The sequence below is a fragment of the Bacillus sp. FJAT-27986 genome (assembly GCF_001685035.1).
Taxonomy (GTDB): domain Bacteria; phylum Bacillota; class Bacilli; order Bacillales; family Pradoshiaceae; genus Pradoshia.
Window position 1 is genome coordinate 1 of record NZ_MAYV01000003.1, and the last position, 26961, is coordinate 26961.

General features: G+C 35.5%; 24 protein-coding genes and 1 pseudogene. 11 read left to right on the forward strand and 14 right to left on the reverse strand.

All coding sequences use genetic code 11. The annotated features are described in order from the left end of the window. Positions 1–260: 260 nt before the first annotated feature. The 7 genes and pseudogenes from A8L44_RS05150 to corA all read right to left on the reverse strand — a co-directional run bounded on the left by A8L44_RS05150 (position 261) and on the right by corA (position 4249). The gene (locus tag A8L44_RS05150) at positions 261–749 is read right to left on the reverse strand and encodes a tetratricopeptide repeat protein (RefSeq protein WP_066102683.1); all 489 of its coding nucleotides are present in this window, start codon (positions 747–749) and stop codon (positions 261–263) included. Positions 750–866: 117 nt separating this feature from the next. Further along, positions 867–1067, reverse strand: coding sequence for a hypothetical protein (locus A8L44_RS05155; protein ID WP_066102689.1), 201 nt, complete (start codon positions 1065–1067; stop codon positions 867–869). A gap of 61 nt (positions 1068–1128) precedes the next feature. Beyond that, positions 1129–1278 carry a hypothetical protein gene (locus A8L44_RS18860; RefSeq protein WP_175354244.1) on the reverse strand — a complete coding sequence of 50 codons (150 nt, stop codon included), beginning with the start codon at positions 1276–1278 and terminating at the stop codon, positions 1129–1131. 154 nt (positions 1279–1432) lie between these two features. Then, a pseudogene (locus A8L44_RS05160) lies at positions 1433–1832 on the reverse strand (DUF5412 domain-containing protein). 148 nt (positions 1833–1980) lie between these two features. Further along, positions 1981–2346, reverse strand: a complete 366-nt coding sequence (locus tag A8L44_RS05165; RefSeq protein ID WP_066102691.1) for a DUF2750 domain-containing protein — start codon at positions 2344–2346, stop codon at positions 1981–1983. A gap of 338 nt (positions 2347–2684) precedes the next feature. Further along, positions 2685–3080, reverse strand: a complete 396-nt coding sequence (locus tag A8L44_RS19445; RefSeq protein ID WP_066102694.1) for a DUF3021 family protein — start codon at positions 3078–3080, stop codon at positions 2685–2687. 227 nt (positions 3081–3307) lie between these two features. After that, positions 3308–4249 carry a magnesium/cobalt transporter CorA gene (corA, locus tag A8L44_RS05175; protein ID WP_066102697.1) on the reverse strand — a complete coding sequence of 314 codons (942 nt, stop codon included), beginning with the start codon at positions 4247–4249 and terminating at the stop codon, positions 3308–3310. Positions 4250–4622: 373 nt separating this feature from the next. Between corA and A8L44_RS05180 the strand changes: the two genes are divergently transcribed. Then, positions 4623–4853 carry a hypothetical protein gene (locus A8L44_RS05180; protein ID WP_066102700.1) on the forward strand — a complete coding sequence of 77 codons (231 nt, stop codon included), beginning with the start codon at positions 4623–4625 and terminating at the stop codon, positions 4851–4853. Between the two features lie 790 nt (positions 4854–5643). Here the strand turns inward: A8L44_RS05180 and A8L44_RS05185 are convergent. Next, entirely contained in the window at positions 5644–7056 is a 1413-nt protein-coding gene (locus A8L44_RS05185; protein WP_066102703.1) for a SpoVR family protein, read from the reverse strand. A gap of 398 nt (positions 7057–7454) precedes the next feature. On the opposite strand from A8L44_RS05185, the gene A8L44_RS05190 reads away from it, so the two are divergent. Next, a complete protein-coding gene (locus A8L44_RS05190) occupies positions 7455–7706 on the forward strand; it encodes a YhdB family protein (RefSeq protein WP_066102706.1) in 252 nt (83 codons plus the stop codon). A 111-nt stretch (positions 7707–7817) separates the two neighbouring features. Here the strand turns inward: A8L44_RS05190 and A8L44_RS05195 are convergent, their stop codons facing one another. The 3 genes from A8L44_RS05195 to A8L44_RS05205 all read right to left on the reverse strand — a co-directional run bounded on the left by A8L44_RS05195 (position 7818) and on the right by A8L44_RS05205 (position 13054). Further along, on the reverse strand, positions 7818–9545 hold the full coding sequence (locus A8L44_RS05195) for a phospho-sugar mutase (RefSeq protein ID WP_066102708.1): 1728 nt from the start codon (positions 9543–9545) through the stop codon (positions 7818–7820). Positions 9546–9659: 114 nt separating this feature from the next. Beyond that, a complete protein-coding gene (locus tag A8L44_RS05200) occupies positions 9660–11204 on the reverse strand; it encodes a bifunctional GNAT family N-acetyltransferase/carbon-nitrogen hydrolase family protein (protein WP_066102710.1) in 1545 nt (514 codons plus the stop codon). A 164-nt stretch (positions 11205–11368) separates the two neighbouring features. Beyond that, positions 11369–13054 carry a glycoside hydrolase family 13 protein gene (locus tag A8L44_RS05205; protein ID WP_066102713.1) on the reverse strand — a complete coding sequence of 562 codons (1686 nt, stop codon included), beginning with the start codon at positions 13052–13054 and terminating at the stop codon, positions 11369–11371. A gap of 186 nt (positions 13055–13240) precedes the next feature. On the opposite strand from A8L44_RS05205, the gene A8L44_RS05210 reads away from it, so the two are divergent. Beyond that, complete coding sequence (locus A8L44_RS05210; RefSeq protein WP_066102716.1) at positions 13241–13678, forward strand: disulfide oxidoreductase; 438 nt, start codon at positions 13241–13243, stop codon at positions 13676–13678. Next, positions 13675–14139 (forward strand): thioredoxin family protein, encoded by a 465-nt coding sequence (locus A8L44_RS05215; RefSeq protein ID WP_066102720.1) that lies wholly within the window; start codon positions 13675–13677, stop codon positions 14137–14139. Before A8L44_RS05210 ends, A8L44_RS05215 begins: the two co-directional genes overlap by 4 nt. Before the next feature lie 32 nt (positions 14140–14171). On the opposite strand, the gene A8L44_RS05220 is transcribed toward A8L44_RS05215, so the two are convergent. Continuing rightward, positions 14172–14564, reverse strand: a complete 393-nt coding sequence (locus A8L44_RS05220) for a DUF5365 family protein (RefSeq protein WP_066102723.1) — start codon at positions 14562–14564, stop codon at positions 14172–14174. Between the two features lie 107 nt (positions 14565–14671). Here A8L44_RS05220 and A8L44_RS05225 point away from each other — a divergent pair, with 107 nt between their 5' ends. Continuing rightward, positions 14672–15556: an RluA family pseudouridine synthase gene (locus A8L44_RS05225; RefSeq protein ID WP_066102726.1), complete on the forward strand. Its 885-nt coding sequence runs from the start codon at positions 14672–14674 to the stop codon at positions 15554–15556. Positions 15557–15665: 109 nt separating this feature from the next. Here A8L44_RS05225 and A8L44_RS05230 read toward each other — a convergent pair whose 3' ends face one another. After that, positions 15666–15920: a GlsB/YeaQ/YmgE family stress response membrane protein gene (locus tag A8L44_RS05230; RefSeq protein ID WP_066102728.1), complete on the reverse strand. Its 255-nt coding sequence runs from the start codon at positions 15918–15920 to the stop codon at positions 15666–15668. 1157 nt (positions 15921–17077) lie between these two features. On the opposite strand from A8L44_RS05230, the gene A8L44_RS05235 reads away from it, so the two are divergent. The 5 genes from A8L44_RS05235 to ald all read left to right on the forward strand — a co-directional run bounded on the left by A8L44_RS05235 (position 17078) and on the right by ald (position 23847). Continuing rightward, complete coding sequence (locus A8L44_RS05235) at positions 17078–19060, forward strand: LTA synthase family protein (RefSeq protein ID WP_066102731.1); 1983 nt, start codon at positions 17078–17080, stop codon at positions 19058–19060. A gap of 473 nt (positions 19061–19533) precedes the next feature. Next, positions 19534–20154, forward strand: coding sequence for a DUF47 domain-containing protein (locus tag A8L44_RS05240; RefSeq protein ID WP_066102736.1), 621 nt, complete (start codon positions 19534–19536; stop codon positions 20152–20154). Between the two features lie 20 nt (positions 20155–20174). Next, complete coding sequence (locus tag A8L44_RS05245) at positions 20175–21173, forward strand: inorganic phosphate transporter (protein ID WP_066102739.1); 999 nt, start codon at positions 20175–20177, stop codon at positions 21171–21173. 149 nt (positions 21174–21322) lie between these two features. After that, a complete protein-coding gene (locus A8L44_RS05250; RefSeq protein ID WP_066102742.1) occupies positions 21323–22558 on the forward strand; it encodes a PucR family transcriptional regulator in 1236 nt (411 codons plus the stop codon). Positions 22559–22707: 149 nt separating this feature from the next. Continuing rightward, positions 22708–23847 carry an alanine dehydrogenase gene (gene ald, locus A8L44_RS05255; RefSeq protein ID WP_066102745.1) on the forward strand — a complete coding sequence of 380 codons (1140 nt, stop codon included), beginning with the start codon at positions 22708–22710 and terminating at the stop codon, positions 23845–23847. 57 nt (positions 23848–23904) lie between these two features. On the opposite strand, the gene arcA is transcribed toward ald, so the two are convergent. After that, positions 23905–25137, reverse strand: a complete 1233-nt coding sequence (gene arcA / locus A8L44_RS05260; protein ID WP_066102748.1) for an arginine deiminase — start codon at positions 25135–25137, stop codon at positions 23905–23907. A gap of 417 nt (positions 25138–25554) precedes the next feature. Here arcA and A8L44_RS05265 point away from each other — a divergent pair, with 417 nt between their 5' ends. Continuing rightward, positions 25555–26934, forward strand: a complete 1380-nt coding sequence (locus A8L44_RS05265) for a peptide MFS transporter (protein WP_077247996.1) — start codon at positions 25555–25557, stop codon at positions 26932–26934. Positions 26935–26961: the final 27 nt, after the last annotated feature.

Consider the following 26961-nt stretch of genomic DNA (forward strand, 5'->3'; position numbering starts at 1 on the left):
CAGTCCCAACCAGCCTCAAACATATTTCTACAAGTAGGGGGTGAACAGTTTAGCGGACGGGATCATTTGTCCCACTGCCCCTTACGTTCTACCCTGGCTACTGATAGATTAAATTCATATGAAAAAAGTTCAACCAGAAAGTTCTGGCTGAACTATATAATACGAACCTGCCCCTTTACTTCTATAAGAACTTCAACATAAAAAGGCATAAATCCTTCTTGGATCAATGCCCCAGTTCGTTTAATGCAACTCTTCATTATCTATATCCACATTTCATCTAATTTATCGGCATAGAAATTAATTGCTTCTTTATAACTCAGTATTTCAGAGTCTGTTGTGGTATCTATCAAACATTTCAGTAAAAACTCCATAGCCTTTTTATGCTCGTTTAGATTATATAAGGTCATTGAATAAAACACTTGAACGGCTCTATTAGTTGGAAATAATTCTATTCCTTTTAAAAAAACTTTTTCGGATTTTTCATATTCCCCTAAAGCTCTATATGTACTTCCAAGTCCCAATATTGCTCCTTCTAAATCTTTATCAGATAACCCTTGCTTAATAGACTTTTCATAGAAGGGAACTGCTTTTGATTCTTCTCCTAAAACATCAAAGCTCCAAGCACATTGGTAGTTAATAATTGCATTATCAGGATATTTCTCTACCATCTTTAATAGGATTTGATTTGATTCTTTCTTCTTACCATCTTTTCGTAATTCAAGTGCTTTTATCAATTGTTCTTCATTCAATGTTAATAAACTCCTTTACAAAATGTATTTGTTAACAAGTTCATCACATCACTACAAAAAATCCTTCTTCCGCTAACCTGCCCCGTTTGTCTAATATTGACTAGAACATACTGATATCTATTTACTGTTTATTTTCTTTTTGGCATCCACATACCCAACTATTCCAACTATTGTAATTAAAATCAAAACATACATATCTGTAGTCAGTATGCCTTTCGTTACTAATGACAGTTCATCGTATGTTCTAATCAAGAGACCAATTGGCGGGAAAATAAGAAGCGACAAAAAGAACTTTTTCCTGACTTCTAAATCTTGCATAATAATCCCCCTTAAAGCATTACTTTCCTTCTTCCGCTAACCTGCCCCTTTTGTTCATTAACTAATTAAATAATTTGAAAGCACCAAACCCCATAGCATATCCTCCACCAATACCCATAATCACGCCCCAAATTGTCCATTGTGATATGTAAATGCCAAACATAAATGACAATAACCCTAAAAATCCTACTAGCACCATTTTTTTATTCATAACAGCCCTTCCCATTATCTCGAATATTTCCCTACACAATATTGTTATCCATATTACAACAACTCTTCTTCAACCAAACTGCCCCGTTTGTCCAATAAAGAATTAAAAATTTGGATCTATCTTGATTCAATTCAACAGTATGTTTAGTAATGAATCATTGATGTCTAAAATCAAATTTATCATTAGGTACATCTAATGTATGCCCATTGATCTCAACTGTATCATTGTCTGTCCAGGTAATATTGGCAGTTTCTTCTCCGTTCATTCCAATAAATATTTTTGGCTTTCTTATTGCCTTCATTAAAGACTAACTCGCCACGAACAGCATATGACGTTGTAGCACCTCCGTTAGTGAGATATGCTTTTAGTGTGTAATGGCCGCCAGGTGATGTTTTTTCGATAAGATATTCTCCTTTTGGTAGTCTGTTCATATCGAAAAACGCCCAATATACTCCATAAGCAATAACCCCAGTAAATAAAAGACAGATAACAAGGAATACTCTAAGTGCTTTTTTAGGAGCTTTATTTTTCTCTTTCTTCAAGTAAGTTGTCATACAGTTAAACCTCTCTCAGTAACGGTTAATAATATAATATTAATTCTCCTATGTATAATAAAAATCCTTTTTCAGCTAACCTGCCCCGTTTGTCGAATAACTAAAAAAGAGCTGAACACAGCCCTTGATATTGAAACGCAAACCTTACTTAATAATTCTCTAACTCACTATTTAAATCTCTTAATAACACATCGATCTCCACCATTACTGAGTCTTCATTGATTGGGAAAACGGATGGTTTAACTCTATCTTTCCTCATACCAACAAGCCAGTTCTCAATAAACTCATTTAAGTCAATTGGTTCAGCTTTGAAGTTATTCCACTCATTAACGGCACAGTATTCTGCAAATTCTTTTCTAGGAAAGAAAGGAATCAACATATTTCCATCATCATCCTGTGCTGTTGCCCAACCATCGTCATATAAACCCCAGACTTCCTCATAATCAGCGACCAAATACTCATATCTTATATTTGATGGCTGTTTAATTATCGAATCTAATTCTTTTTGGTTCATATTGATATCCTCCAGTTACTGCGTTTAACAAGGCATTTAACATATTCTCCAATGCTGATAAAAACACCTTCTTAAGCTAACCTGCCCCGTTTCTACAATTAGTTTTCGTTGAATTTCTTCAATCTCGCTCTTTGTAGCAGGATCTTTAAAGTGTTGTTCTTTCGTAATTGAATTGATAAATTCTTTCCACATTTCATTCCCACCGATATATATAGATTCAACTTATCTTTGTAATATTCCTTCTTCCGCTAACCTGCTCCGTTACTTCCATAAGAGGTTCAACACAAAAGGGATTAATCCTTCTTAGATCAATGCCCACCGTCAGTCGTATACCTCAATCATATTGATGTGCTATTATTAGAATTTTTACGTGAAAAAAAATATGAAATAAAATATGAAGTCAAAAATAAGATAATCCCCACTTTATTAAATTGGAGATACACATCAAATACAACTTTAAATGAATCTAACGGATAAAAACCACTTAATAGCAACGTTGGAAAAACAGTAATCAGCATCGCCATATAATGAGCAAAAATTTGCTTTAAAAAACTCCATTGTTCAATTTGATATATGACGCTTGTCACCCCAAGGAAAAAGGCTATAAGGCCATAAAAAAAATAAACACTCGAATCATCTGATTGCCCTTGCAACTTATACGACAGTGAAATTATTAGTAAGATACCAAATGAGATAGACCCTCTATATAATCCCTTTAAAAACAACTGCAACATAAAATCCCCTTTCCTGGTATTTCCTGTTATTAATTATATACGATGGATACTAGTTTGAAGTTTCAGAAAATTTTTCATTCCGCTAACCTACCCCGTTTTTACAATAAGAAATTCAACACAAAAAGGCATTAATCCTTCTTGGATCAACGCCCCCGTTATTTCTATAAGGAAAAGTGAACCTTTTTAAACAATCGTGCCCGTTTTTTGCATCGGCTTTTTATTTTTAATCATTTAAACCAACCCTTACGCCAAAACCATAACAACATTACAGAGCCAACTGATACCATAACTCCCAGCACTCCAAAATATCCCCATTGCAAGGTAAGTTCTGGCATATATTTAAAATTCATCCCATATATACTGGCAATAAACGTTAAGGGAATGAAAACTGATGTCATAACAGTTAGTGTTTTCATAATTCTGTTCATTCGGTTTGAATTTAGTGAAATATAATTGTCTCGTATATCTGCCGTCATTTCTCGATTAGACTCAATCATTTCAGAAAGTCTCAATAAATGGTCGTATATATCCATAAAATAGACTCGATCATCTTTTGGGACTATCACTCTCTCCGAATTTAAAATTCTATACAGCAATTCTCTCATCGGAAAAATTGTGCGTCTTAACTTAAGTAACTGGTTTCTTATTTCATAAACATTTTCAATTAAATCTTGATTTGTTTTATTCATTTCTATTTCATTCAATTTATCTTCACATTTATAAATACTTGGAAAATACTCATCTACAATTTTATCCATTATTGAATAAAAAATGTGGAGAACCCCTTTATTAATAGTATTTTTATCCTCCATTACCCTTTTTCGAACCATTCCTATTTCACTTAAAGGTGATGAATGGAAAGTAACTATAAAATTGTGTCCGACAAATATATCTAATTCTTCAGGTACAAGGGAGTATTGGTTTAAAGTGTGTAGAACAAAAAAATTATACCCATCATAATAATCAAGTTTTGGACGTTGTAGAGAATGTAAGCAGTCTTCAATTGCAAGTGGATGCAAATCAAAATGAGTTTGTAAAAGGAGTGCTTCTCTATCACTAGGTGTATCGAAATCTACCCAAAACCATTTAATATCAGAATCATCTAAACGTTTTAATGGTATATCAGTTATTAGTTTTAAATCGTTTGTTACGGCAAAAGTATGAATCATATGTATCGCTTCCTCTTTTATTTGTAAATTAAACACTACCACTTTGTGTCAGATACAAATTATTAATAACATAAAGAATTGGTCTAATATATTATAACTCCTTATGCAACTATCCTGCCCTTCGTATTATTAGGTTGACCAAGTTAATTGGTTGACCTTTTTCTTTGAGGTCTAGAATACTAGAGGTAGCGGGGGTAGAACGAAAGCCCCCCCGTGGGAAAGTTAATCCCGACAACTAAACCGTTCCCCCCTACTTATAGAAACATGATTGAAGCTGGTTGGGACCCAGATCTCGCATAACAAGCGAAGCTATGACACTATAAGGAGCCATTTAGGGGTTACCAGCTAATTCATTGATGAGGAGGAGATACTCATGAATCCAGTCATTGGTCTGGATGTCGCAAAAGGTGAAAGTCAGGTTCAAGCATTCTTGGAGAAAAAGAAGCCTTACAAAAAGAGCTTTAAAGTCGCACATACACTGGATGGCTTAGATGAACTTCATACATTTATTAAAGAGGTAGAAGAATTAACAGAAACAAGACCTCCCATAGTTTTAGAGTCTACTGGCATTATGTGCCTGTTGTACAGTATTTTGAAAAACTAGGGTATCTGTTAATCGTTGTGAATTCATCAATTCATACAAAGCGAAAAGTTCGAGTTTACGTAAAGTAAAAACAGATATAATCGATGCCGTTTGTCTTTTTCCGTTAACCTTCCCCTTTAATAAAAAAGCGATTGCCCTCATTTTGCAATCTACCCTGAGAGTATAAGTTTATTAACGATTAATTTGTGAAAAATATGATAATATGATTATAAAATATAGTTTGGAGGGGTTAATTTATGGAAATATTAGATTTCTTAGGGATTATTCCTATCATAATATATTTAGGAATTCTCATTTTTGCTATTTATGTTACAAGTACTTTCATAAAGTTAATGAAACAAAAAAATGATTATCTAAAGGACATTCGTGACGAAATCAGGAAGAATAATAGTGTCAATTAGTTTCAACCATTGTTCCACTCCCAATTTTAAAAGTAGAAGATTGAATACCGTCAATGGCGGTATTTTTTATCTTATGCGATGCCTCTCAAGGTGTTTATAGATGATTCTGCTATTGCCATTGATAGTTTAAATTACGTTGTTTCACATATTTAACCACACTGTTCATTTATTGCAGGAATGGTGCCCCCGTTAGCAGCATAAAAAGATACCATCCATTTGACAATCTTGATCTTCTGCTATTGCTTCCATTTGTTTGTGGACAGAGTAATTTAGAAAATTGGTAACCAAATTATATTCCCGTTCTTCAATTATCGAGCACGACCTTATATTCAAAAAGTAACACTTCTCAAATAAAAGAAGCCAATCCCTGATTGGCTTCTTCACATTACTCATACATACTTCCGACTCACACTCTTCCCATCATAACTAAACAAAATTCCCTTACCTTCCAACACCGTTTCCATATGAACCGTTCGTCCCCATAAATAATGCATATGCGGCAAAACTTTCTCTAGGTATTTTACATCCAGCTCAATATCCTCAAACCAATGCTTCAGGTAAAGCTCCCCATTTTTTAAATAGTCCCCGTCATTCACCGTAATATACGGGAACCCTCCATTGACCCGCATGCCGACAAGCTGATCTCGTACCGCTTTCCATTGCTTATCGACAATCTTATAGTCGCGTCCTTTTTTCTGGAATAGATACATATCCTCACGCATAACCAAATCCTTTGTGAGGTAATTGCGGAGGAAGGAGATATCCGATTCGATTTCCCGCACTTCAAACATTTTCTCACGGCCTGAATTTGGTTTAACCCCGCGCCTTCTCATCTCTTCGTCTGGATTGTTATATCTTTCTTCGATATCCTCAAACATCTTGATGCCTAAGTAATATGGATTAATGCCTGTTCTTGACGGCTGCACCACTCCTGCATTTAGTTTTGCAAATTCGATTGACTCACCGCTGGTTAAATCAAGTTCACGTAGGATGCGTTGGTGCCAGTAACTCGCCCAGCCTTCGTTCATGATTTTAGTTTCAAGCTGCGGCCAAAAGTAGAGCATCTCTTCACGCATCATCGTCAGTATGTCTCGCTGCCAATCCTCTAGGTTACGGCTATACTGTTCAATGAATAAAAGAATATCCTTTTCTGGACGAGGGGGAAATTTCTTGACCTTTGTTTTTTTCTTTTGCCCCTTTTCCTTGCTTTCCAAGTTCCATAAATCATCGTACGGTGTAGTAAATTGCGGAGAATCATCCTCTATCTCCTCTTCATCCATGGACCAATTCAATTGTGGACGAACAAGCGATGGGTCAATATGTTCCTCAATCGCCAAGACCGAATCAAGAAACTTCTCAACCTCCAGCTTCCCATGCTCAATCTCGTATTGCCTAACTCTTTCCGCAGTGGCAGACATACTTTCCACCATATCTCGCTTCGTATTTTTAAAACGAACATTATTCTTAAAGAAATCACAATGTGCCAGTACATGAGCCACAATTAATTTGTTTTGAATCAAGGAATTGGAATCTAATAAAAAAGCATAGCAAGGATCAGAATTAATAACCAGCTCGTAAATTTTGCTTAATCCAACGTCATACTGAAGCTTCATCTTGTGAAATTGTTTTCCGAAACTCCAATGAGAATATCGAGTTGGCATTCCATATGCTCCAAAAGTATATATTATTTCGCTTGGGCAGATCTCATATCTCATTGGGTAAAAATCGAGCCCAAATCCAACAGCGATTTCCGTTATTTCATCAATGGCATACTCCAAGTCTTTTTGCTCGTCTGCTCTCACCCATTCACCCCCTCATTCTCTTACCTCATTAATATGAAGGGATAGGAAAATCATGTATAAAAGTCCTCAAATGAGTCTAAAAACAACCTGAAAAATGGGTTAGAAACAGAATAATTATTCGACCTGCCCTTGATTTATATTTATTTACTTCCTTAACTGCCTTTATGTAATAGTCTCCCCTAAAATCTAGCCCATATCTTACACATACTCGTCACTGAGTACATTAAATATAGAATAGAAACGTCAAATACGGATATTAGGATAACCGTTCCTCTAACAATTAAGCCATGGAAAGTTTCATTTTTACTATTTACAAACTGACCAACTTTTACAGGGTGATAAAATGATGACTTTGAACAAACTAATTTTAACTCCTCACTAGAAGGAGAGTGAAGCAAATGGATAAGGTTGATTATGATCGTGCTTTGTACTACACGCATCGTTCAGAATGGGATAACCTCCTACTTCTGATGGTAAGGACAAAAGACCACTTTTTGTCCAAAAAAATTGAACATTTTCTGCACGCCTATCATTTCTCTAAGGATAATGCGTCCGTTGAAAAGACCCTAAATGCCCTTCTTCAATATATAGACCATGCAACATTCCTGCCTTATGATCAGGAAGAAGGATGGGCGATGCAGACTTTTTAATATCTTTATTTTTTTCTGTGGTGGGAAAAATATACGGCTAAATGCAAACAGCGAAACCAAGGGTGTAAACAAACAGAGAGCTGACTTTTAGTCAGCTCTCTGTTTTGTATTTTATATTTCTGATACTTTTTGCATCATTTCATTCATGAAGGACTGAAGCTTTTGTTCACTTGCTTGTTTTTGGCTATCCTTAACGGCAAAGTAGAACTTAATTTTAGGCTCAGTTCCGGATGGTCTTAAACAAACCCAAGACTCATCTTCAAAGAAATATTTAAGAACATTGGATTTTGGTAAATGAATTGCTTCCTCTTCATTCGTAAGTAAATCCATTCGTGTGCTTTCTTTATAATCTTCAACAGCCACTACTTTTACACCTGCAAGAGAGGCTAGCGGCTCCTTACGGAATGTAGCAAGAATTTGCTGGATTTGAGCAGCTCCTTCTTTTCCTTTTAAAGTCAGGGAACGCATTCCTTCTAAGTAATAACCATGCTTCTCATATAAATCCTCTAATGCCTGATATAAGGTTTTTCCAAGGCGTTTGTAATGGGCACAAATTTCTACCGCCATTACTGCAGCTTGAACCGCATCTTTATCACGGGCAAAATCTTTAATTAATGAACCATAGCTTTCTTCATATCCAAATAGGAAAGAATACTCTCCAGACTCTTCATACTGCTTGATTTTTTCCCCGATAAATTTAAACCCAGTCAGAACATCTTCTGTTTCTACTCCATAACTGGAGGCAATGGAACGTCCAAATTCTGATGTTACGATTGTTTTGAACATTATTCCATTTTCAGGCATTGTTCCTTTTTCCTTCTTCTGAGACAGAATATAGTCTAAGAATAACGCACCTGTTTGGTTACCTGTTAAAACCGTATATTCTCCCTCTGCATTCTTAACAGCAATACCAACACGGTCAGCATCTGGATCTGTACCAATTAAAATATCCGCACCGATCTCTTTGCCTTTAGCGATTGCCAATTCAAATGCAGCATGCTCTTCTGGGTTAGGAGATTTTACAGTTGAGAATTCAGGATCAGGTAATTCTTGTTCTTTTACAACTTCTACATGTTCATAACCTAAATCCTTCAATGCTCGGCGAACAGAAAGATTAGCTGTACCATGAAGCGGTGTGAAAACGACTTTTACATCTACTTCTTTTGCTAAATTAGGCTGTTCAGAAATAGTAAGGACTTTTTCATTGTATGCATCGTCCACTTCTTTACCGATGATTTTAATTAATCCTTTATCACGTAATACAGACTCTTCTTCCACTTTAATTTCAAGTTCATTTTCAATAGCATTAACCATCTCAATCAGAACATCTGCATCAGCAGGAGGCAGTTGTCCACCATCTTCGTTATACACTTTATATCCATTATATTCTGGAGGATTATGGCTTGCTGTAATTACAATACCACCGATTGCACGTAAGTATCGAACTGCAAAAGAAAGCTCTGGAGTTGGACGAAGGCTATCAAATACATAAGCTTGAATTCCGTTGGTTGCCAGTGTTTTTGCTGCTTCCATCGCAAACTCAGGTGATTTATGTCTAGAATCATAAGCAATAACAACTCCACGCTGTTTTGCTTCTTCTCCTAATTTCTCAATATAGGATGCAAAGCCTTGTGTTGCTTTACGGATTGTATAAACATTCATGCGGTTTGTTCCTACACCAATTTCTCCACGCATACCGCCTGTACCGAATTCTAAATTCTTATAGAAACAATCTTCTAACGCAACTTCATCATCCACAAGAGAAGTCAGTTTCTCATGAAGCTCTGGTTCAAGCGTTAAGTGATCATTCCATTTATTAAAAGTTGTTTTCCAATCCATTTATTTTATTCCTCCTAAATAAATTGCTAACTAAATAAGATCTTCTTTATTTTACTAAATATTTAATATTTCTTGAATATTTTCAAGGAATATCTTTAGAGAAATATTTACCAATCAATACTTTTTGTAATGAAGTTCATATAAATCCCTTCTCCGATCCTTTAGTTGGCGTACGGTCCCGGATAATCTTTGACGTCGCAAAATTTCAAGGTCGACATCTCCAATCAGCACCATTTCTATATTAGCATTCGTTTCTCCCACAATGCCATCACGCGGATATTCAAAATCAGAGGGGGTAAAGATCGCCGATTGCGCATATTGAATGTCCATATTTTCTGTTTGCGGCAGATTGCCTACTGTTCCAGATATGACGGTGTATACCTGATTTTCGACTGCACGTGCCTGAGCACAGTATCTAACCCGTAAATATCCCTGTCGATCTTCTGTACAGAATGGAGTGAAAATAATATTTGCTCCTTTATCTGTTGCGATCCTAGATAATTCAGGAAACTCTATATCATAGCAAATCAGCATGGAGATTTTTCCGCAATCTGTATCGAATACATTTACCTCATCACCTTCATTAATCCCCCACCACTTTTTCTCATTCGGTGTAATATGGAGTTTATATTGCTTCTCGATTGTTCCATCTCTCCTAAAGAGATAAGCAATATTATAAATATTATCATCCTCTTCTTTCACAAAATGGGAACCGCCAATAATATTTACATTATAGCGGACCGCCAAGTTTGTAAACAACTCAATATATTGCTCTGTAAAATCTGTCACTTTTCGCACTGCCTTACTTGGAACCTTTTCATCTAAAAAGGACATCAATTGAGAGGTTAAAATTTCTGGAAATACCACAAAATCAGAATCTGCATCCGCTGCCACATCAACAAAGTATTCAACTTGATTCGCGAAATCCTCGAATGAGTTGATCTTTCTCATCATATATTGCACAACACATATTCGGACAGGATATGCGGTTTTATAATACCGTTTAGATTTAGGACGATAATCTACATTATTCCATTCCATCAGTGTTGCATATTTTCCTGATGCTCGGTCATCCTCCAAATAATTTTGATTAATACGTGTGAGCGTAAATTCATTCAGAAATTGGAAGGATAAGACCGGATCATATATTTTATGTAAGCGTACTTCTTCCACATATTCACGTGCAGTCATTTGATCTGCATATTTATGGTAGTTTGGAATCCTTCCACCAATAATAATACTTTTTAGATTTAATTTACGGGCTAATTCCTTACGTTCTTCATACAAACGATGCCCAACCTTCATTTTTCTATACTTAGGATGGACCATAACTTCAATTCCATAAAGATTTAAACCATCAGAATTATGGTTGGTGATATATCCGTCATCTGTTATTTCAGACCAAGTATGACGATCATCATATTCATCAAAATTAATGATTAAACTAGAGCATGAACCAATCACTTCATCATTTAATTCTGCTACAAATTGTCCTTCCGGAAAAATGGATAAATGGCTTTCCAAATGCTCGCGTTTCCACGGATCCATCCCGGGAAAACAAAGCTTTTGAAGCTCCATAATATCATCTATATCGCGGATCTCCATTCGCCTAATTTCCATTTTATGTTCATATTTAGTTAAATCCAATTCCTCTGTCACGGACACGACACTCCTTTTTCATACCCATTCTCTCTATCCTCTGTTTTTTCCCATTTATCTATTTTTTTAAACAATAGCCAAGACCAAATGGAAAGAAAACTCGATACAGCTGCCGTCACATAAAGAAAAGCTGTTGGCTTTATCTCTAACAGCTCATTAGTGCTTTATCTTTCTATTAAATAAACAATAGCTTCCCATGGTCTCAAAATTGTCTCAGCAGCAGTTTCTTGCATAATACGATCAGAGTAATTACTTATTATCTTTCGTCCATGATAATCTTTTACACTATCCGGCCAAGCTACTGATTGTTCCCCACCTGTAAAGTTGGTTAACACAAGCAATGTTTGATTATCAAGATGTCTCATATAGGCAAAGACATATTCGTGTTCTGCTTCAATCAATTCAAAACTTCCTTCTACTATAATCCGCATTTCCTTACGCAGGGCGATTAGCTTCTTATAATAGTAGAAAATCGAATCGGAATCCTTTAATGCATTCTTAGCGTTTATATCCACATAGTTTGGATTTACGTTAATCCACGGTTTCCCGGTTGAAAAACCAGCTTGCTCAGAGTTATCCCACTGCATTGGGGTACGTGCATTGTCACGGCCTTTTGCAAAAATACCCTTCATGATCTGCTCTGGCTCCATGCCTTTTTCTATTTTTTCATTGTACATATTTATACTCTCGATATCCCGGTAATACTCAATATCAGGAAATTGTACATTTGTCATTCCGATTTCCTCACCTTGATATATATAAGGAGTACCCTGCAGGAAATGCAAACATGTACCCAACATTTTGGCAGATTCTATACGATATGTGCCATCATCTCCAAAACGGGAAACGATTCTTGGCTGGTCATGATTATTCCAATAAAGGCTATTCCACCCTTTTCCATGGAGTTCTGTTTGCCATTTTGATAAGATTTTTTTTAATTTCACCAAGTCCAGGGGCTTAACGTCCCATTTTCCTGATGGACCGGAATCTACGTCCATATGTTCAAATTGAAAAATCATATCTAACTCATGACGATCTTCACCCGTATATAAAATACCTTCATTTGGTGTTACACCAGGGGTTTCTCCAACAGACATGACATCGTAATGCGAAAGCATCTCTTTATTCATTTCCTGTAAATACTCATGTATTTTAGGGCCGTTCATATAATAATCCGCACCAGATGCATAATCTTTGCCTTCCACAACCGGACCATCAGGAAGAGAAGGGTCCTTGGAAATTAGATTGATTACATCCATTCGGAATCCATCTACCCCTTTATCAAGCCAAAACTTCATGAGATCATATACTTCTTTACGAACCTTTTCATTTTCCCAGTTAAGATCCGGCTGTTTTTTAGAGAATAAATGTAAGTAATAATCATCAGTTTCTTCATTATATTGCCAAGCTGATCCACTAAAAAAGGATTCCCAGTTATTCGGCTCTTTTCCATCTTTACCTGGACGCCATATGTAATAATCTCTATAGGGATTGTCTTTAGATTTTTCCGACTCCATAAACCATGCATGTTCATCAGATGAATGATTGACGACAAGGTCCATCACAAGCCTTATGCCTCTTTTATGCATTTCCTCAAGCATCATTTCCCAATCCTGCATGGTTCCAAACTCATTCATAATATCGCGATAATCACTAATATCGTAACCGTTATCATCATTTGGTGACTTATATACCGGAGAAAGCCAGACTACATCTATACCAAGCTCTTTTAAATAGTCCAGGCGTGAGACGATTCCCTGAATATCACCCACTCCATCTCCATTGGAATCCATAAAGCTTCGTGGGTAAATTTGATAAACAACTGCTTCTTTCCACCACTGTTTCTTCATTATTCAGCACCTTCCTAACGATGTGTACATTGGTATGAATACTAAAAATCTAATCCCTACTGCTCTGCTATGAGCCTTAAAGCCAATATACTCCAATTATGTGTTGGTAAGCGATTTCTTTTTACAATATTATGATAACATACTATAATTTTAATGTAGTAAATAAAATGAAAAGGGGGAATTTTCATGCAAAAGAAAATTATAAATCGTGACAACGCCCTTTTTCTGGCATTTGCTGCAGCCTTTATAGCGATGGCCGGCAGTCTGTATTTTTCAGAAATAAAAGGCTATGAGCCATGTGTTTTATGTTGGTATCAGCGAATTGTGATGTATCCTTTTACTGTAATCCTTGTGCTGGCAATCTGGAAAAAAGATTATCATATTGCTTTTTATACAATGATTTTATCTGCCATCGGAGCGTGCATTTCAACCTATCACGTGCTTATTCAGAAGGTACCGTTTTTTACGGATCGTGCTGTTACATGCGGCCGAATTCCGTGTACAGGCGACTATATTAACTGGCTTGGCTTCATAACTATACCAATGCTTGCATTAATTGCTTTTATCATCATATTTGTATGCAGCTTGTATATATTTAAAGTGACAAAGGGGGAAACAAAATGAAGAAAGTCATTATTTTCGTCGCAGCGGTTGTTTTAATTTTTGCTGCAATAGCGTATTTATCTAATAAACAGCAAACAGAAAAAACGTCAGGTATTAATCCATATGGAAAAGAAAATTTAAGACCTGCCACTGTTGATCAATTAGATGATCCACTGTATCAAAACATCATTACACCGGATGAATTAGATGAAAAGCTTGAAAAAGAAGAAGCGATGACTGTTTATTATTTCAGTCCTGAATGTTCACATTGTGTAAAAACCACTCCAATTCTAATGCCCGTAGCAGAAGAATTGGACGAGCATATTTATCAATATAATGTGCTGGAGTTTGAGCAAGGCTGGGACGAAATTGAAGGATCAGGGACACCGACTCTTATCCATTATAAAAATGGTAAAGAAACAAGCCGTATTTCGGGAGAACATACCGCTGAAGAATTTAAACAGTGGTTTGACAATTTATAAAAAACACGCCGGGCACTGCTCGGCGTGTTTCTTTAAATTAAATAGGTGTTTGCTGCTTTTGTTTGGTACAATGGAAGCTCAATCTGTCTATCCTCACTAAAAAAGTGTTTATGCTCAAAAGGAAAAAAGATACCAAGTTCATTCAAGAGCCGTGCATTGTGATTAAATAATTCAACAGCCTTGGAATCTTCACTTCGATTTTCTAGAATGATCATCAAGGTTTGTATACAGGATAATGCTTGAAAGGCACCTTTTAACGTACCGATATGAGAATTTGAACCTGGTACAGACAGTACTTCATTTAAAGTGAACAAATCAATTTGTTCTTTAGTAAAGTACATTGGGAACAGTTCTAAATAAAATTTCTCTACAGCCTTATCTATTTCTATATCCTGTAAATGAAGAGAGCCTTCTACAATTTTCATATTGATCACCCTCACTTTCTGCAATCTTCCTCTATTGGCATTTATAGGATAGCACATGATAATGTATTGATAATACTAATTAACTTTGCTAAAAACGAGGTATTTACATGTTAAACGTAATTAAATCAGGTCCATATGCTCTAATTACCTGCCCTCCTGACTGGATAGGAAAATCAGTAGAAATTATTTTAAGAGATCACCTGCATATACCAAAGAAAATGTTACATCAATGGCGAATGGAAAAAATCGTTTTATTAAATGGTGAGGTGATTTCCTGGTCAACTAAAATAGAATCTTCTTCTATTATGTATATACCCATTTATGCAGAAGATTTAAATGTGTTAGTACCATTAAAAATGAAATTAGATATCCTTTATGAGGATGATGATATTATGGTCGTGAACAAACCACCATTTCTTAATACACATCCAATCTCAGAAAATGATAACCATTCCTTAATGAATGCTGTCACCGCATATATTGATAATAATAAAATTAAGCCTCGCCATATCCATCGCTTAGATAAGGATACTTCGGGTGCCATTCTCTTTGCTAAGCATGCTTATGCAGGAGCGATACTGGATCAGGCTTTGAGTCAAGGGAAAATAAAAAGAACTTATGCAGCCCTAGTTCAGGGAATCGTAAAAAAAGAGCAAGGTACCATAAATGCTCCGATTGCCAGAGACCGGCATACATCAGGGAGAATGCGAGTATCCACTTCCGGTAAACATGCAGTAACAAAATATAAAGTTTTACAAAGATTTAAATCTAAAAATCAATCTCTTGTAGCCTGTATATTGGAAACTGGCCGTACTCATCAAATACGAGTCCATATGAGCTCTATTGGCCATCCGCTTATTGGTGATACCTTATATGGAGGAACAAAAAGTGCCTCTCTCAATAGACAGGCCCTTCATGCATACAAATTAGAGTTTATACAGCCGCTTACAGGAGAAGAATTATCGGTCGAAAGCGAAATTCCATTTATATAGAAGATTTCCTTCGAAATAATAATGCAAAAAAAGACAAATCCTTTACTACCTATGGCAGAAAGGATTTGTCTTTTACTTTTTAAGCTATAGTAAGATTTTCAATTGATAGTTAGGCTGTTTTTCTTACAGCTTTCATAATCATGCTTACGATGAAGATTAAAATAATCGCACCGATTAATGCCGGTATAATTGCATATCCTGCAACTGTTGGTCCCATATCTCCAAAAATAGCTGTACCTAACCAAGAACCAATAATACCTGCAATAATGTTACCGATAATACCACCTGGTACATCTTTACCTACGATTAAACTTGCAACCCAACCTAAAATTCCACCTACGATTAATGATATAATAAAACTCATGTTATTTTCCTCCTTTTATTTGTTCAATTGGCCTGACTATGTCAGTTACCTGATTAGGGATAATTGCGTTATAACTTCAAAACATATTTCAATATATAGAGTAGCCAACAGACTCAAGTTTATCCCTAATCTGATTGTAAAAAAGTTTATTCAGATGTTTACTTAACAAGATCTGTGGTTACTCACAAATAATTTCTTATTCAGACCAATTATGGACTGTTTTGTTTTATTCAACGGCGCCGTTAATACTCTATACATTCCCGTTCATTTTTATAATAAACATCTATGTCCATTATTTATATTAAATTTAATTTAGACGATTAAACGTTCGTTACTAAGGGTAATAATAATTCTTGCTTTTTATTGCGTACTAATCAATAACTAACAAATACTATAGAAAAGTTGATTAAACGGTTTAAATCTTGTATTGGGTCTGATTATGAGCATATTTAAATCCGCTAATAAGATAGGAAAACAAGTCCAAAGAATCTGTTTATAAAGATTTTTATACTATATAATGGATCATTATAGGGTTTATCTTCCAATAGAGATTTAATTTTTAATTTAGATAGATAAATCTGCTGTAATAATATTTTTGGTTTAGTATGGTTAACCTTACTATATAGATAAGAGGATCATACAAATGGTTTTGATAATATTTTCGATATATAATGGATGTAAACTTCTTTTGTATTTAAGTAATCCGAGTAATTACCTTTAGATGAAAGAATCCACTTTGCAAATTATTTATGACTCCAATCTTTAAAAGAAAATGTCTATATAAATTTGTTTTGCATAGCTTGTTCTCGTTCCAGACCTAGAGCATACAATACAGAACTGGCTATTAACCCGCCATTTGAAAATATCTAAATCATAGAATACTTTTCCATTTTTATATAGACACACCTCTGACTAGAAACAGTTGATTAAGCTCACCTCGAATTGTCAATAAAACCATATAAAAACTTAGCCTGAATCAAAATATAAAATCCTTATATATCAGGGATTCATTGGTATTTTGTCGAAAGGATTCCATTTGACTTTTTCCAGATTCAGTTTATAATTCAATATTGTTATCCCTTTTGGAGTCAGACAAAAAATAAGCATAAAAATTTGAAACTACTAATAAATCTAAAATTAAATATTGAGGTGAAACAATGAGTGCATTTACGAGCAAAGCGAAGAAGAGCTTAAGTGGACCTGTTGGTTTCCTTATAGTCGCTGTTGTTCTCTTTTGGATTAAAATCTATACAAGTTATATAGTAGAATTTGATCTTGGTATCACGAATACGATGCAAGAATTTTTACTTTTCATTAATCCAATCAGTTCAGCCGTTATTTTCTTCAGTCTTGCTTTATTAGCAAAGGGCAAACGTGCATTTAAATGGTTAGTTTTTATAAACATTATTCTATCCTTTGTACAGTATGCCAATATCGTTTATTATCGATTCTTTAACGACTTTATTACATGGCAAACATTAAAGCAGACAGAAAATCTCAATGTGGGCGATGGCGGTGGATTGCTCGGAAGTGTAATGGAGCTTTTACGCATTTATGATCCACTGTATTTCCTTGATACAATCATTCTTATTTTATTCATCGTTTATAAGAAATTCCAACCAAGTGAAGGCCGCTTGAAATTCCGTAAAACAGGGGCAGTTTTCGCATTTGGTGTAGGAATGCTTGTATTAAATGTTGTATTAGCCGAGATTGACCGTCCTCAGTTATTAACTAGAACATTCGACCGTAACTACTTGGTCAAATATCTGGGAACCTACAATTACACAATTTATGATGGATTAAAAACGATGAAGGTGAATGCCCAAAAAGCGTCAGCTGATTCCAGTGACCTAACAGAGGTTCAAAACTTTGTACAGGCAAACTATGCAGAACCAAATAAAAAGTACTTTGGAGCGGCTGAAGGAATGAATGTGATTTATATTCATTTAGAATCCTTCCAAAACTTCCTGATTGATTACAAGCTGCATGGAGAAGAAGTAACACCTTTTATCAACTCGCTTACAAAAGATAAGAATACACTTTACTTTGATAATTTTTATCACCAAACAGGGCAAGGAAAAACATCTGACTCAGAGATGCTGCTAGAAAACTCCTTGTTTGGCCTATCTCAAGGTTCGGCAATGACTACAAATGGTAATAATACGTATCAGTCAGCTGCTTCTATCCTTGAACAAGAAAAAGGGTATTCCTCTGCTGTATTCCACGGTAACTATAAATCATTCTGGAACCGTGATGAAGTTTATAAACATTGGGGTGTTCAAAACTTCTTTGACGCCAGCTATTATGACATGAAGGATGAAGATGTATTAAACTATGGCTTAAAAGACAAACCGTTCTTCGAGCAGTCTAAGCCTTTACTTGAATCCTTACCAGAACCGTTCTATACAAAGTTCATAACAGTATCTCACCACTTCCCTTATCCAATTTCTGAAGAGGATGCTACTATTGAAGCAGCAACTACAGGTGATGGATCTGTAGACCGTTATTTCCAAACGGCTCGTTATTTGGATGAATCAGTGGAAGAATTCGTGAATTATTTAAAAGAAACAGGTCTTTATGATCGTTCTGTCCTTGTATTTTATGGCGATCACTATGGTATATCTGATAACCATAATGAAGCGATGGCACAAGTACTCAATAAAGAGGAAATTACTAAGTATGACTCAGCCGAACTTCAAGAAGTACCATTAATTATTCGAGTTCCTGGTATGGAAGGCGGCGTCCAACATCAGTATGGTGGGCAGATCGATTTACTTCCTACACTTTTACACTTACTAGGTGTTGATTCAAAGAATTACATTCAACTTGGAACTGATTTACTATCAGAAGACCATACTGAAATAGTACCTTTTAGAAATGGTAACTTTATGAGTCCGAATGTAAAATATATTGATGGCAAGTACTATGATTCCACTGGAACACTTATTGAAGAAACTGAAGAGTATGCTCAAATGGGCGAATATGCCTCAACCATGCTCGCTATGTCCGATAAAATTATTTACGGAGATTTACTCAGATTCTATACTCCAGAAGGTTTCAAACCTGTAGACCCATCAAAATACAACTATAATATTAACGCTGCTGATGGTGAAACTACATCAACGAAGAGCGAAGAGTAAGCTAAAAGCCTCCAATTCCTAAAGAATTGGGGGCTTTCTTTTTTAATTAAATCTTACAATGTATATCTTGTTTCGCAGACCACGCTTACAGACTACATATCTGAATAACTTAAATGTCCCTAATTTGGGTACTATACACTCATATCTCCTTAAAGTCCAAGGTGATATAACTTATCTTTTATTCCAACTGAATTGTCAATAATACCAGCCTTTTCCCCCTACAATGAGTTAGTTAAATCGGAAAGTAATTCAGAACTGAAATCATTCTGCTTGTTATTATTTTGTAAATTCTATTTCTAAATATTACAGCTTTGTAAATATAACGTAAATATTAAATAAGTTGTATACGCTTTTATGTAAATATTACCTCTAAAGAAAGGTTTTTTCTTTTCATGTCTAAATAAAAGGTTTAGAATTAATTTTGCATTGTTAATCTTAATTATTATTATTATTTTCCGAAAGTGGAGGTCACTATGGTATTCAAATCAAAGAAAGATAAATTTGCGGTTATGCTTTTAAATATTTCGTCGAATTTAAAAGAAAGCTCTGATTACTTCGCAGATTATAAATTAAAAAATATCAGCGATTTAAAAATCTTCTCCGACACAATGAAGCAATATGAAACAACTGGAGATGATTATGTACATGAAGTGATCAAAGAGCTTAATAATGCTTTTATCACACCGATTGAGCGTGAAGATATATTGATGCTTGCCATGACAATGGATGATGTTCTCGATGGTCTTGAGCATTGTTCTGCGCTCTTTGAAATGTACTCTATTGTCAATGCAAATGAATATATGTTGAAATTTGTCGATGAAATTCGCAATGCCGCTCATGAAATTGACCGCGCTGTAGAATTACTAATGACTAAAAAATTAAATGACATTCGTCCTATTGCAATTAAAATAAAAGAACATGAATCTGATTGTGATACTCTGCATCGTCAATCTGTTAAACATCTTTTCCTTGTGGAAAAAGATCCAATCCGTATTATTCAATATAAAGAAATCTACGAGAACCTAGAAGAAATTGCGGATTATTGTCAGTCTGTGGCGAATACATTAGAAACAATCGTTATGAAAAACGCTTGATGAAAGGTTCTTAAACAATTATGGATACATTACTTTTAATTACAGTATTGATTGTAATATTGGCCCTATCCTTTGATTTCATCAATGGGTTTCATGACACAGCCAATGCAATCGCAACAGCTGTGTCAACAAAAGCATTAAAACCTAGGCATGCCATTTTAATGGCAGCCATTATGAACTTTGTTGGAGCCATGACTTTTACTGGTGTGGCAAAAACAATCACGAAGGATATTGTTGACCCATTTACACTGGAAAATGGTTCAATTGTTATTATGGCAGCTTTAATCTCAGCGATTGCCTGGAATTTAATCACTTGGTATTACGGTATTCCGAGTAGTTCATCACATGCCATTATCGGTTCTATTGCCGGGGCTGCAATTGCAGCAGCTGGATTTGGTGCGATACACTTCGACGGATTCCTAAAAATTATCTATGCTTTATTATTCTCGCCAGTTATTGCCTTTGTTGCTGGTTATATTGTTTACAGTATCTTTAAAGTAATTTTTAAAAATAATAATTTAACAAAGACCAATAAGAATTTCCGTTTCATTCAAATTGGTACTGCTGCTTTGCAGGCATACTCTCACGGAACAAATGATGCCCAAAAGGCAATGGGGATTATCACCCTTGCTTTAATCGCAAATGGCTTTACGTCATCTACTGACATTCCTTTATGGGTACAGATATCCTGTGCTGCCGCAATGGGGCTTGGAACGTCTATAGGCGGTTGGAGAATTATTAAAACAGTCGGCGGAAACATTATGAAGATTCGTCCTGTTAACGGTGTAGCAGCTGACATAACCTCTGCAGCTATTATCTTTGGAGCTACCTTTATTCATCTTCCTGTAAGTACCACTCATGTTATTTCATCATCTATTATGGGTGTAGGTGCTTCCCACCGTGTAAAAGGTGTTAAATGGAGTACAGCCAAGAAAATGGTCATAACCTGGGTTATTACGATGCCTATTTCGGCAGCATTAGCTGGTTTGATTTATCTTAGTTTAAATTTCTTTTTTTAAATAGAAATTTATTAATATAGAAAGAGATTGGAGAGTATTACGTTCGTAATCCCCTCCAATCTCTTTTTTGTTTTGTATTGAATCATCATATCATATGGATATTTCTTGTATAATGGAAGCAACAACCATTTTCGGTAAGGAGTCTTTCAATGGAGAATCAGTACTATTCCAAGGATTTTTTTAAAGGATTATATGGTAGCCTGCATGAATTTGCTGATCGAATCAGTTCTTTAATCAACTATCCAATCACCATCGAGGATGCCAATCATCAATTGCTGGCATATAGTGCTCATACCAATGTTACCGATCAAGCCCGTATTCTAACCATTATGGGCAGACGTGTACCTGAAAAAGTAATTAATGCTCTGTGGAAAAAAGGAATAATTCCCTTCCTACTTCAAAATGATAAGCCTATTATTGTTGACCCCCTTGATGATGTGGGACTTGGTAAAAGAATTGCTGTTTCAATACGTAAAAATGATGAGATTCTGGGGTTTATTTGGGCTCTTGAATCGGATACTGCCATCACGGATGAAAAACTATCCATACTGGCATTTGCAGCAAAGGAAGCAAAAAATCAGCTCTTACTTCTTCAGTCGCGCTTAAAAAGTCAGGAAGACAACTATCAGGAATTCTTTTGGAAACTTTTAACCGGACATTATCCTACTGAAAAGGAAATACTCGCAGATTCGGTTAAATTCCCATTTACATTATCGAAACATTATACGATTCTTGTATTTGAGTTCACATCCTCTATTGATATTGACTTGGATAAACAAATCGTCTATTTAATCAGTACAACACAAAAAGTATCTATTATCTTTCATACGATAGATCAAAATAAACTTATTCTTTTACTGAATACCAGTAAGAATCAATCTAAGGATTTGATATCATTCTTTATTCGATCCTTTAAGGCTGATATGAAGGAACGTTTTAACGTTACCATTTGTTCGGAAGGCTGCGGAAATGTATATTCTGACTATATTGATACCAGTAAGAGCTATTTAGAAGCTCTTGAGGTTATTAGTTTAAAAAAAAGATATACAGCTGAATTAACTAATGTTCAATGGTACGATGAACTTGGTCTTTATCAATACCTCCATATAATCAGTGAAAAACGAAGCAGCCAACCAAAACAACTCCCTACCGGTCTGAATATCCTAAAAAAATATGATGAACAACATCAAACACAGCTATATGAAACGTTAGAAATCTATTTAACAAATAATTCTAATCCTGCTTTTACTGCCAACACTCTGCATATACACCCTAATACTCTTTCTTACCGTTTAAAAAGAATAACAGAAATCAGCCAATATGATTTAAAGGATCATAAAATAACCTCTCATCTCTTAATCGAAATGAAATTAGCTAAATATTAATCATATATATAAGTTCATAACCAAAAATTTTTTGAACGTTTTGTGAATTATCACAAAACGTTATTTTTAAATTTTCTGTTTTTAACATACTATTCAGATAAAATACGGATTATAATAATTGTACATTAGATAAGACTGGAGGATAAAACATGCTGATAGGAATCCCAAAAGAAATTAAAAACAACGAAAATCGTGTTGCCATAACTCCAGCAGGCGTTTTGACTTTGGTATCTGCCGGACATAAAGTCATGATTGAATCCTCAGCTGGAATGGGCAGTGGCTTTACAGATTCAGATTATGAGTCTGCAGGAGCTATAATATACCCAACAGCAGCAGAGGTTTGGACAAAAGCAGACATGATTATGAAAGTTAAAGAACCACTACCTGAGGAATACACTTATTTTCGTCCTGGTTTGATTTTATTCACTTACCTTCACTTAGCTGCTTGTCCAGAATTAACAAAAGCATTAGTTGATTCTGAGGTTTTTTCCATCGCTTATGAAACAGTTTCATCTGGAAAATCATTGCCTTTATTAACTCCAATGAGTGAGGTAGCCGGCAGGATGGCTGTTCAGCTCGGTGCGCAATATTTAGAAAAGCCAGAGGGCGGCAAAGGAATCTTATTAGGCGGTGTTCCAGGGGTTAAAAGAGGAAAAGTAACCATTATTGGCGGTGGTGTAGTTGGTACGAATGCTGCCAAAATTGCCATCGGCTTAGGAGCAGAAGTTACCATTATCGATTTAAGCCCTGATCGTTTAAGGGAGCTTGATGATATTTTCGGCAACCAAGTGACTACCATTATCTCTAATCCATTTAATATTGCTGATGCTGTTGCTGAATCTGATTTGGTAATTGGTGCTGTTCTTATACCAGGTGCTAAGGCGCCAAAGCTTGTGACAGATTCAATGGTACAAGCTATGACTCCTGGTTCAGTGATTATAGACGTGGCAATCGATCAAGGCGGCATTTTTGAAACAGTCGACCATATTACCACACATGATTGTCCAACATATACAAAACATGGCGTGATTCATTATGCCGTAGCCAATATACCAGGTGCAGTACCAAGAACCTCTACGATAGCTTTAACAAATGTAACTATTCCATATGCCCTTGAGATTGCAAATAAAGGAGCAATCCAAGCTATTACGGATAATGCTGGCTTAGCTAAGGGGGTTAACACGCTTAACGGTTATGTTACCTATGAAGCGGTAGCCACAGATCTTGGATACACTTATAAGGCGATTAAAGATGCTATGAATCTGACAGCCGAAGAAAGCCTCAACTAAGAAACTGGATAATAAAAAACAGATGTAACGGTTTTAACCGTTACATCTGTTTTTTTGTTAGGTTCGTAAAAGGGGCATACTCATACAACGAGGACCTCCCCTGCCACGTGACAGCTCTGAACTTGGGATTTCGATAACTTCCACTCCAAAATCTTGAAGTAGCTTATTTGTTACTTGATTGCGATCATACGTAATTACAACTCCCGGCGCTATTGCCAGTGTATTGGATCCATCATTCCATTGTTCTCTCGGTGAAACGATATCATCTCCCCCACCACATGGAATTAAGGCCAGTTCCGATAAGTTCAATACTTCCTTCAAGGTATCTACTAAATTATATCTTCTTGATATTTGGATACCAGACTCATTTACCAGCTCCAAAATGAAGATATTCATCTGCCCATTTGTCCCTTCAATTTCCGGATGAATAGTGAACTTATCATAATCAACCATAGTAAACACTGTATCTAAATGCATAAATGCACGCTTTTTTGGAATCTCAACAGCCAGTACTTTTTTATAGGTCATAGAACTACTAAGCAGATTAAAGGCCATCCTTTCAATTGCCCGTGCTGATGTGCGCTCACTTACACCAATGGCCACAACCTCATCACTTAATACTAGAATGTCCCCTCCTTCAATTGCAAAAGGCTCGGAACGATCGGACCAGTGTTTATAATCCTGTTTTTGATAATCAGGATGATGTTTCATAATAAATTCCCAAAATAGAGATTCCCTTTTCCTGGCCGCTGTAGACATTTTATGAATGGTCATTCCATCCCCTATGATTGCTGCAGGGTCTCTTGTAAAGTACAGATTTGGAAGGGGATCAATATAAAAAGGATAATAGGTTGATAGAAAATCATCCAGATGAACTTTTTTACGATCATCCAGTTCTTTTTTTAATACACCCTCCATTAATTTTCTGACTAACTCTGTATCTGTTAAGGATTCAAGGTATTCTTTAACCATTTCATAGCTTCCAACAAGATGATGTTTACTTTCGCGTAAAAAAGTATCTATTAACTGCAACTTGATTTCTGGAGAAGTAAATGACTCTTTAACCAAACTTTCCAAATAGATGACCTCAACATTTCGTTTTTCCAGCTCAGTTGCAAATTGATCATGCTCCAATTGCATCCTGGGAAGGAAGGGAATATCATCAAATAGCAATCTCTCCATATTTGAAGGAATTACATGCTCAATTTCTTTACCCGGCCTATGTAATAGTACTTTTTTAAGTTGGCCTATTTCAGATGAAATATGTAATTTGTTTTCTGTTTTAAACACTCCACCAATCCCCTTTGAAATACCATATTATATTTTATCTAGATATTTCCCCTTTTATAGGAAAACGTAATCCTATTACACCAAATTATTTATATCACACATCCATTTCCCTAATAATACTTTATTTGTAAATTTATTTCCAATAGTTTTATTTTCCTGAATCCGATTAAACACTTTTTTAATATAGTTATTTATGTTAATATAGATTTACAAACCAATGTATTTATATACAAAAAAGTTATTCTCATATTCATATCTTCAGCTTACTATGTGTAAAAACATTATTTAAAAATTAATAATTATTGAATATTTATGAATCTTTTTACTTCGCTAAAGCGTTAAAAAAACTATTGTTATTTAGTTAAAATTTTTTTAAAATAATGTTTATGCGAAATGAAATAAGGAGAGGAAATAAAGATGTCAGTTAACACTCAAGCTCAGGAGCTTGGCAAGAAAAAGCATCCTCCTGGATTATATCTTTTATTCCTAACAGAAATGTGGGAAAGATTTAGTTATTACGGCATGCGTGCCATTTTAATCCTCTATTTAACTACTGAATTAGTTAGTGGCGGATTAGGGATTGATAATAAAACAGCTCTCAGTATCTATGGATTCTACACTGGTGCTGTTTACTTCACGCCGCTTGTCGGTGGATGGTTAGCAGACCGCTATTTAGGTCACCGTCTGTCCATCACGATTGGTGGGGTCTTGATGGCTTTAGGTAATATCGCGTTGTTCGCCCATCAAAGCCAAACATTCTTATACATTGGCTTAGCTCTATTAATCGCTGGTAATGGTTTCTTCAAACCAAATATTTCCACATTGCTTGGCCAATTATATGAAGGCAATGAATCTCGCCGTGACGCAGGTTATACAATTTTCTATATGGGTATAAATGTTGGTGCTTTCTTTGCTCCATTAGTCATCGGTTTTGTTTCGGAAGACTTATTTACTAAGACAATTGACGGTGTTATGACCTATGGCTACAAATATGGTTTCTTAATTTCAGCAATTGGTATGATCATTGGTCAATTACTATTTAACTTATTGGCTAACAAATATTTAGGTGATGCTGGTAAACGCCCAGCAGTTTCTGCAACAAAAGAATCTAAAGAAAAATCCAATGCTCCATTAACACGCAGTGAGAAGCAACGTACATGGGTAATCATTATCATTACTTGCTTTGTTGTTTTCTTCTGGGCTGGTTTTGAACAAGCTGGAAGTTCGTTAACTCTATATACAAAAGACTTTGTAGATCGTGAAGTATTCGGTTGGACAGTGCCAGTATCCTGGTTCCAATCACTTAACCCATTATTCATCGTACTCTTGGCACCAATTGTATCTGCATTATGGGTTAAACTTGCAAGTTCCAAACGTGGTGACATCCCAGTTCCAACTAAAATGGCAATGGGTATGATTACGCTAGGTTTAGGTTATATCGTATTGTTATTTGCAATTTTCAAAACAGGTAATGATGCTGCAAGCATTCAACAAAAAGCAAGTATCATGTTCATCGTGGTAACATACTTCCTTCATACAATGGGTGAATTGTTCTTATCTCCAGTAGGACTTTCCCTTGTAAGTAGAATTGCTCCAGTTAAATTAGCGTCCTTGCTAATGGGTGTATGGTTAGCTTCTTCTGGTGTCGCTAACATTATTGCTGGACAATTAGCTGCTGTAACACAATCACTTGGATATTTTGAAGTATTCGCCCTTATCGGCGGTGTAGCAATTTTCTTCGGTCTAATTCTTTTAGCACTATCCAAGAAACTTGTTGCAATGATGGAAATAAAATAATTAACTTATAAAAAAGACTGACGCAAG